This is a genomic window from Nguyenibacter vanlangensis, from assembly GCF_013376155.1.
GTDB classification, from domain to species: domain Bacteria; phylum Pseudomonadota; class Alphaproteobacteria; order Acetobacterales; family Acetobacteraceae; genus Gluconacetobacter; species Gluconacetobacter vanlangensis.
Window position 1 is genome coordinate 1 of sequence record NZ_JABXXP010001004.1, and the last position, 807, is coordinate 807.

General features: G+C 69.6%; 1 protein-coding gene and 1 pseudogene. One reads left to right on the forward strand and one right to left on the reverse strand.

Features of this window, described 5'->3' with window-relative positions:
* Positions 1-161, reverse strand: a pseudogene (locus HUK84_RS20810) (phosphoribosylamine--glycine ligase N-terminal domain-containing protein); the annotation flags it as partial.
* 64 nt (positions 162-225) lie between these two features.
* On the opposite strand from HUK84_RS20810, the gene xseA reads away from it, so the two are divergent.
* The coding region (xseA, locus tag HUK84_RS20815) for an exodeoxyribonuclease VII large subunit (RefSeq protein ID WP_218064492.1) at positions 226-807 on the forward strand (582 nt) is incomplete at its 3' end.

Genomic DNA, 807 nt, shown 5'->3' on the forward strand with positions numbered 1-807 from the left:
AGGGCCGGCACGTCGTCGGCGGCGAACGCCACGTTGGTGCCCAGGGCGGCGGTGCCCGGGTTGCCGGGGGCGATGAACAGGGCGTCCAGCCTGGGCGAGCGCGCGATCGCCGCCGCCATGGCATGTTCCCGTCCGCCCGATCCGACCAGCAGAACCCGCATTCATTCGCTCCCAGTTTCGATCCACGCCCTTTCGGCCGGGCCGTCTCTATCATACCTTGGCCCGATGGACGAAACGCTTCGCGACCCAGGGCAGGGCCCCACACCCGGTAACGCGGGATCTGGTCATGCAGGACCGGGCAACGTGCCGGAATACACGGTCTCCGAAATCTCGGGGGCGATCCGCCGCACGCTCGAGGGCACGTTCGGCCGGGTGCGGGTGCGCGGCGAGATCACCGAATTCAAGCGCTACCCGTCAGGCCATCTCTATTTCTCGCTGAAGGACGAGGGCGGCAAGATCGCCGCCGTGGTCTGGCGCGGCTCGGTCGCGCGCCTGGGGCTGAAGCCCGAGAACGGCGTCGAGGTCGTGGCCACCGGCAAGATTTCGTCCTACGGCGAACGGTCGTCCTATCAATTGATCATCGACCGGCTGGATTACGCGGGCGAGGGCGCGCTGCTGGCGCGCATCGAGCGGCTGCGCCAGAAACTGGCGGCCGAGGGGCTGTTCGACGCCGGGCGCAAGCGGCCCCTGCCGTTCCTGCCGTCGGTGATCGGGGTCGTGACCTCGGCACAGGGGGCGGTGCTGCACGACATCCGCACCACCATCGCCCGGCGCTTCCCGCTGCCGCTGCTGGTCTGGCCCGTGCCG